Below are 6920 nucleotides of genomic sequence, written 5' to 3' on the forward strand. Positions count from 1 at the left end.
GCCATCTGCAACGAGATATTCAAGGACTGGAACGACATCGAGCGGACCGTCCATTATGTGAAGGAAGTGGGTTACGACGGGCTCGAGATCGCCCCGTTTACGCTGGCGCCGTACGTAACCGATATCCCCGAGGCGACGCGGCGGCAGATTGTGCGGGCGGCGCAGGCGGCGGACCTGGAGATAGCGGGCATCCACTGGGTGTTCGTCGGGCCGCAGGGCGTGTATCTGACGCACCCGGACAAGGCGGTGCGCGCGTTCACGGCGGAATACCTCGCTGACCTGGTGCGTTTCTGCGGCGAGATCGGCGGGAAGGTGCTGGTCTTCGGGTCGCCGAAGCAGCGCAACGTGATGCGGGACGTTACGTACAACCAGGCGCTTTGCTACGCGCGCGAGGTTTTCGAGGCGGCGCTGCCCCGCTGCGAGGAATACGGTGTCACGATTTGCATGGAGCAGCTGACCCACCTGGAAACCAACTTCTGCCAGACGGTGGAGGAAACGGCCGAGTTGATTGACGCGGTCAGTCATCCGAATTTTCAACTCTTGCTCGACACGAAAGCGATGGCGTTTCAGGCGGAGGATCGGCCGGTTCTCATCCGCAAATACGCGAAGTATCTGCGTCACTATCACGCGAACGACGAGAACCTGGAGGGGCCCGGAGCCGGCAAGGTCGATTTCGGCCCCATTTTCGCCGCGTTGCGCGAGATTGGGTACGCGGGCTATATGTCGGTCGAAGTGTTCAAGTTCGATGCCGGCCCCGAAGCCATAGCCACAAAGAGCCTCGAATACCTCCGGCGCTTTGTCTGAGCCCGCTTTGTCAACAGGCGCGGAATCTGCTTGCCGTCACACAGGAGCGCGAATTCCCTTGCCCATTCCGTTTGAAGACGATCCCATGACAACTTTTGCCGCTTGGCTGGAGGAAGTGCAGGCGCAGGCGGACCTGGTCCCCGAACCCACGGCGGCGGCATTGGCCACGGTGGACGGGCAAGGCGCGCCCGACGTGCGCATCGTGCTCGTAAAGAAGTCGGACGCAGGCGGCTTCGTCTTCTTCACGAACCTGAACAGCCCCAAGGCGCGGCAACTTGCCGCCCATCCCCGTGCCGCACTGTGCTTCTACTGGGGCCCGCTGGACCGCCAGGTGCGCATCCGGGGACCCGTGGAACGGGTGGGCGACGCGGAAGCGGACGAGTATTTCGCTACGCGCCCGCGCGAGAGCCAGATCGGCGCCTGGGCGTCGAAGCAGTCCGAGGCGTTGCGCGGGCGTTTTGAACTCGAGACACAGGTTGCGATTTACGGGGCGAGGCACGCGATTGGCAAGGTGCCCAGGCCCGAGTTCTGGTCCGGATTCCGCCTGGTCCCCGAATCGATCGAATTCTGGCTGAAAAGGCCGTTTCGCCTGCACGAACGGCTGCTCTACACCCGTTCCGGAGGCGGCTGGCAGAAGCAGTTGTTGTATCCGTAATCGCAGGGCTTGCCGAACCCGAACGGCACCGCAGCAAGAAGCCCCCCGAGCAGGCGTGAGCAACGTGACCATGTTTCTTCCGGGGCTTTCCGCGGCACGCAAGATCTTGTGGCGGTGAGCGCTCGGACTGCATGTGGAAAACTCGGGGGAAAACGGTTGGGAGGGCGTGGACAGGCGGGGGAGAGCCGCTGCATGGCTATGGCGCCGAAGTCTCGAGTTCTTGCCATAAGTAATTATAAAGTAATGCTTTACATGTCATATCCGCGAAGATAATCACCTGTGAGCCGGTGTGAATAGGGTGGTTTCCGAAACCGGGTCCTACCTAAGCGGCCTGTGGATAATTTGTCAGTTTCGGCTCCGTTCTGCACACACAAGATGTAGTCGGGCTGTGTCAGGCTGCCTGGACGGGAAGCCCGGAATCGCCGGCGCGTCATCGGCGTTGCGTGGTGGTGCAGCAAGTATTGGAACGCGCTTGCGTGAGATATTGCCGACGCCCCGCGCCTTACCTATAATGACCGGGCGGGAGGCGTATTGGATGGCTCGATACCTGGTGACGGGCGGCGCGGGGTTTATTGGCTCGAACCTCGTGCGGGCGCTGCTGGCGCGCGGCGAACAGGTCCGCGTGCTGGACGACTTTGCGACGGGCCGCCGCGTCAATATCGCAGAGGTTACGGACCGGGTCGACGTGGTCGAAGGCAGCATCTGCGACGCGGATGCGGTACGCCGGGCCATGTCGGGCGTGGACTATTGCCTGCATCTCGCCGCGATACCATCCGTGCCGCGTTCGGTGGCCGACCCGCTGCGGTCGAACCGCGTGAATGTCGAAGGAACGCTTCAGGTCTTTCTGGCCGCGCGTGACGCGGAGGTCAAACGCGTGGTCTACGCCTCTTCTTCGAGCGTGTACGGCAACGCGCCGCCCGGCCCGCTCGCCGAGGGACTGCCGCGGGCGCCGGTCTCGCCTTATGGCGTGAGCAAGGCCGCGGCCGAGATGTACGCGGAGACGTTCAGCCGCCTCTACGGCGTCGACCTGGTTGGCCTGCGCTATTTCAACGTCTTCGGCCCGCGCCAGGACCCGAATTCGCCTTACGCGGCGGTGATCCCGATTTTCATACGCGCGCTGCGCGGGGGGCGCCGCCCACCGGTGCACGGTGACGGCGGCCAGTCGCGCGATTTCACGTTCGTGGACAACGTCGTGGAGGCTAATCTGCTGGCGTGCGCCTGTCCTGGGCGCATCGCGGGTGTTTATAATGTGGCCTGTGGGGATTCGACCCCGGTGCTGGGCCTTGCCGATATGCTGAATGCCATATTAGGGACGCGGATTGAACCGGAGTATCTGCCGGCGCGCCCGGGCGACATCCGCGACTCGCGGGCGGACATCAGCCGTGCCAGGCAGGCGTTTGGGTATGTGCCGCGTGTGTCGTTGCGCGAGGGACTCGAGCGGACGGCGGTGTGGTACGAGCGGACGGAGGACGGCTCATGACTCGGAAGAAGACCGTGCTGGCGGTGGTCGCGCACGCGGACGACCTCGAATTCATGGCCGCGGGGACCATCGCGCGCTTCATCGACGAACTGGGCTGCGACGTGTACGAATACATCCTGACGGACAACTCGAAGGGCTCGTACCGGCTCTCGCCCCAGACGCTTATCGAGGTTTCGGCGCGCGAAGCGGGCGAGGCAGCCAGGATACTGGGCCTGCGCGAGGTCCGGCTCGAAGGCTACCGGGACGGCCGCCTGAACGAAGTACACCCGAATGTGCTGCGCGACAAGATCATGGCGTTCATCCGCGAAGTGAGAGCGGATATCGTCATGAGCTGGGACCCGTTCGCGCCGTACGAGGACCATCCGGATCACCGCATGACCGGCATGGCCACGCTGGAAGCCGCCGCGTTCAGCGGCAATCCGCTGTTTCACCCTGGCCACGCCAATCCGCCCCGCCCGGTTACGGAAGCGTACTGGTTCGCGAAGCATCCGATGAACGCGGAGCTGTTTGTCGATATCTCGGCGACCATCGACAAGAAGATCGCGGCGCTGCTCGCCCATGATTGCCAGATGGTCCTGACTGTGGACGCGCTGCTCCAGGAAGCGCGCACGATCGGGGTCGAACTGCCGATACTCGAACAACTGGAGGATGGCGGGCACAAGGAACTAATCGCGGCGGGCGTGCGCCGCTGGTGCGCGGAACTCGGCGAGCCGCGCGGCATCGCCTTCGCCGAACAGTTTCGCTACGAGAAGCTGGGCATGCTCGACAAGGTATTGGGCGCGGGCTTTGTCAGGCCTGATTTCGGCTCTTGAACCGCCACACCGCGCGCCGAAACCTTACGCAAGCACCGGCGCCCCGGCCTCGGCGTCCCACCGCACCGCCCTGCCGGAATCCAGGGACCACACGGCCATGTGCGCCACGGTGGCGCCCATGCAGCCTGCTTCAGCCGGCGCGATGGTTGTGCTGCGGTTTCGCATCGCGTCAAAGAAATTTTGCAGATGCGGCTCATTGCGAATGCCGTCCGAGGGGACCTTTTCTTCCACGTCGTTCCGGAAAACGGACATTGCGCCCATGCCCGTGATCTCGAGGGTGCCTTCCGTGCCCAGGTACCGCTCTACGAGCCCGAAATGTCCGTTGCTGTCCGCCGTCGTGAAATTGAAATGGAACTTGCTGTCGGGATATTCGACGACCGCGCTGACGGTGTCGGGCGTGCTGCGCCCGTCCTCCACGTTGTAGATGCCGCCCGCGGCCACGACCCGCGCGGGCATATCGCTGCCCGTGATGAAATGGCACATGTCGAGGTGGTGCAGCATAAGGTCGCCGAAATAGCCGTTTGAATACTCGCGGAACTGCCGCCAGTGGAAATAGCGCGTGAAATCCAGGGGATAGCTCTTCGTGTCGCGGAGGAAGGCCGCCCAGTGCACGTTTTCCTCGTTGGCATCGCCGGGCGGCGCGGCCTCCGTCAGACGTCCGGATTTGAAATGCCGGTTCACCTGAACGAGCACGAGCTTGCCGATGGCGCCCGAACCCACAACCTCGCGCGCTTTCTGGTACATCGGCATGCTGCGCAATTGCGTGCCTGTTTGGAATACCGCTCCGGTCTCGCCCACCCAGTCGCGGATATCGCGGGCATCCTGCGCGGTCAATGCAATTGGCTTCTCGCAATACACGTCGAGTCCCGCGTCCAGCGCCGCGAGCACCGCGGGCGTGTGGATGTGGTCCGGCGTCGCGATGACGACGGCGTCCAGGGGCTCCTTCTCGAACATGTCCTCGAACCGGACATAGGAACCCACTTCCGGGCGCTTTGCCTTGCACCAATTTACGGCGCGATCGCGCCAGACGTCATACGTGTCGCAGACCGCCGTTACGTCGACGCCTTCCAGCGTCAGCGTACTTTCCAGAATAGACGAGCCGCGACTGCCCACGCCGATGAACGCGCACTGAATCCGGTCGTTCGGGCCGATTGCGCGCCGTTGGGGCGCGGGTTTCGCGCGGTGCGTGGCCGCGGCGGCCGCGCGGCCGCTGTCGGCCGCCGTTGTGGCGCAGCCCGCCAATACGGACGTGGCCGTGAGCCGCGCCATATCCGCCATGAACTGCCGCCGTTCTGGATTGGATTCGCTCATGACGCCGTTCGCCTCCCGATTTTGCGGTTCCGCCGATACGGTTTTCCGGTCATTCCGCTTCGATTTCGAGGTCGTAACAGAACCGGTGCTCCCCCTCGCGCGGGCATTGGACCAGCCACTCGCCCTTGGGCGACACGATGCCCGTGGGCGAATTGACGGCGCCCTCGGCCGCCGCCGCGTTCACCGTGACGATGTGGCAGCCGCTTTCCAGGGCGCGCAGCCGCAGGTTCGCGTCGTGATATTGCAGATAGCGCTGGTCCGTTCCGGTATTGGCGCTGTGGAAGATGATCTGGACGCCCTTCTGGCCAAGCTGGTACGAGAGGCGCGGGTCGGGGTAGGGGCCGCAGCCCGGCGTGACCCACAGGTCATTGCAGACCAGGCACCCGAACGTTACGCCCTTGTACTTGAAGGTCCGCAATTCCTCGCCTGGCCGGCACCATTCACGGTCGGTTTGCGTGGGCACGAGCTTCTCGTGCGTGCCCAGCAGCTTTCCCGCGTCCGTATTGATGCGGGACTGAATGTACGTCTTGCCGTCCATGCGGGCGCCGGTGCCGACAATCGCCGTGACGTAGGCCTGGCGGCACGCGGCGGCTATCTGGCGCCAAGCCTCGTCCGTGCGGGCATCGCTGAAATCGTTGTTGTAGCCCGTCAGCGCCATTTCCGGGAAGAGGATAAAATCGCCTGTATAGCCGTTGATGTGGTCGAGGATCTTGGGCAGATTGTCCTTCTTGGATGCTGCTACGCTCATTTGGACGCCGCAAATGCGTATCAGAGCCATGACGCTTTCTCCTTGCCAGTCACCGATAGTTGGTTTTCCAGATTCATCCTAGCACACGAGCGGACTTCGCGTCACTTGCCGGAACGGGAAAAACAGCGCCGCCGCCCGGGACAGAAGGCCGGGGCAGCGGCGGGAATCAGCGAGTCAGCCGGCGTCAGCCGCCGAGCAGTTGCAGGGCAGTCTGCGGCACGATATTGGCCTGTGCGAGCACCGACGTGCCCGCGGTGACCAGAATCTGGTTCCGCGTGAAATCGATCGTTTCCCGGGCGATGTCCGCGTCGCGGATCATGCTCTCGGACGCCGCGGAATTCTCCTCCTGAATGGCCAGGGTGTTGATGGTGAATTCGAGCCGGTTCTGGATCGCGCCCATCCGGCTGCGCACGGTCGAGACGCTTTGAATGGCTAGATCAATCGTGCTGATGGCCGATACGGCAAGCGCCTGCGTGGAAATGGTCACCGCGCTGACCTGCAGGTCGGAGGTTTTCGCCCCTTCAACCGCGACCAGCAGCGTCTGGCCCGGGCGCGGGCCCGCCTGGAGCGTCACCGTCTGCGCCGAACTCAGCACGCGCACGCCGTTGAACTCCGTATCCAGGGCGATGTCGTCAATCTGGTCCAGTAATTGCCGCACTTCGGCGTCCAGCGCGGCCCGGTTCTCCGTGCTGTTCGTGCCATTGGCCGATTGCACCGCCAGCTCGCGGATGCGCTGCAGGATATTCGTGGTCTCGCTGAGCGCGCCTTCCGCGGTCTGGACCATGCTGATGCCGTCCTGCGAATTGCGCTGCGCCACGCGCGCGCCGCGCACAACCGAGTGAAACCCTTCGGCGATGGCGAGACCCGCCGCGTCGTCCGCGGCCCGGTTGATGCGCAACCCGCTCGAAAGCCGTTCCAGTGTCCTATTGAGGGAGATCGTATTCTTGCGCAGGATTCGGGCGGTGTTGAGCGCGGAAACGTTGGTGTTAATGCGAAGACCCATGACATGTATCCTCCGTGATCGAGGTCACCTTTGCATCCTTGCATCGGTTTGGAACATCCGGGCCCGAGCGGTCCGGCGCTCCGTGACCCAGTATCGGCAAGACGGCC

7 protein-coding genes are annotated in these 6920 nt (G+C 63.7%); 4 read left to right on the forward strand and 3 right to left on the reverse strand.

The genetic code is table 11. From position 1 onward, the window contains the following. The 4 genes from KA184_12705 to KA184_12720 form a co-directional block, all read left to right on the forward strand. Nucleotides 1–804 (forward strand): sugar phosphate isomerase/epimerase (locus KA184_12705; protein MBP8130431.1); only part of this gene is annotated, 804 nt, incomplete at its 5' end. A gap of 85 nt (nucleotides 805–889) precedes the next feature. After that, nucleotides 890–1459 (forward strand): pyridoxamine 5'-phosphate oxidase, encoded by a 570-nt coding sequence (gene pdxH / locus KA184_12710; protein MBP8130432.1) that lies wholly within the window; start codon nucleotides 890–892, stop codon nucleotides 1457–1459. A 535-nt stretch (nucleotides 1460–1994) separates the two neighbouring features. Then, the gene (locus KA184_12715) at nucleotides 1995–2939 is read left to right on the forward strand and encodes an SDR family oxidoreductase (GenBank protein MBP8130433.1); all 945 of its coding nucleotides are present in this window, start codon (nucleotides 1995–1997) and stop codon (nucleotides 2937–2939) included. Further along, the gene (locus KA184_12720) at nucleotides 2936–3751 is read left to right on the forward strand and encodes a PIG-L family deacetylase (GenBank protein MBP8130434.1); all 816 of its coding nucleotides are present in this window, start codon (nucleotides 2936–2938) and stop codon (nucleotides 3749–3751) included. Before KA184_12715 ends, KA184_12720 begins: the two co-directional genes overlap by 4 nt. Nucleotides 3752–3775: 24 nt before the next feature. Here the strand turns inward: KA184_12720 and KA184_12725 are convergent, their stop codons facing one another. From KA184_12725 to KA184_12735, 3 genes are all read right to left on the reverse strand, one after another. Further along, entirely contained in the window at nucleotides 3776–5062 is a 1287-nt protein-coding gene (locus KA184_12725) for a Gfo/Idh/MocA family oxidoreductase (protein ID MBP8130435.1), read from the reverse strand. A gap of 49 nt (nucleotides 5063–5111) precedes the next feature. Next, nucleotides 5112–5840, reverse strand: a complete 729-nt coding sequence (locus tag KA184_12730) for a carbon-nitrogen hydrolase family protein (GenBank protein MBP8130436.1) — start codon at nucleotides 5838–5840, stop codon at nucleotides 5112–5114. 154 nt (nucleotides 5841–5994) lie between these two features. Then, complete coding sequence (locus KA184_12735) at nucleotides 5995–6813, reverse strand: flagellin FliC (protein MBP8130437.1); 819 nt, start codon at nucleotides 6811–6813, stop codon at nucleotides 5995–5997. Nucleotides 6814–6920: the final 107 nt, after the last annotated feature.

Source organism: Candidatus Hydrogenedentota bacterium (assembly GCA_018005585.1).
In the GTDB taxonomy this organism is placed as follows: domain Bacteria; phylum Hydrogenedentota; class Hydrogenedentia; order Hydrogenedentales; family JAGMZX01; genus JAGMZX01.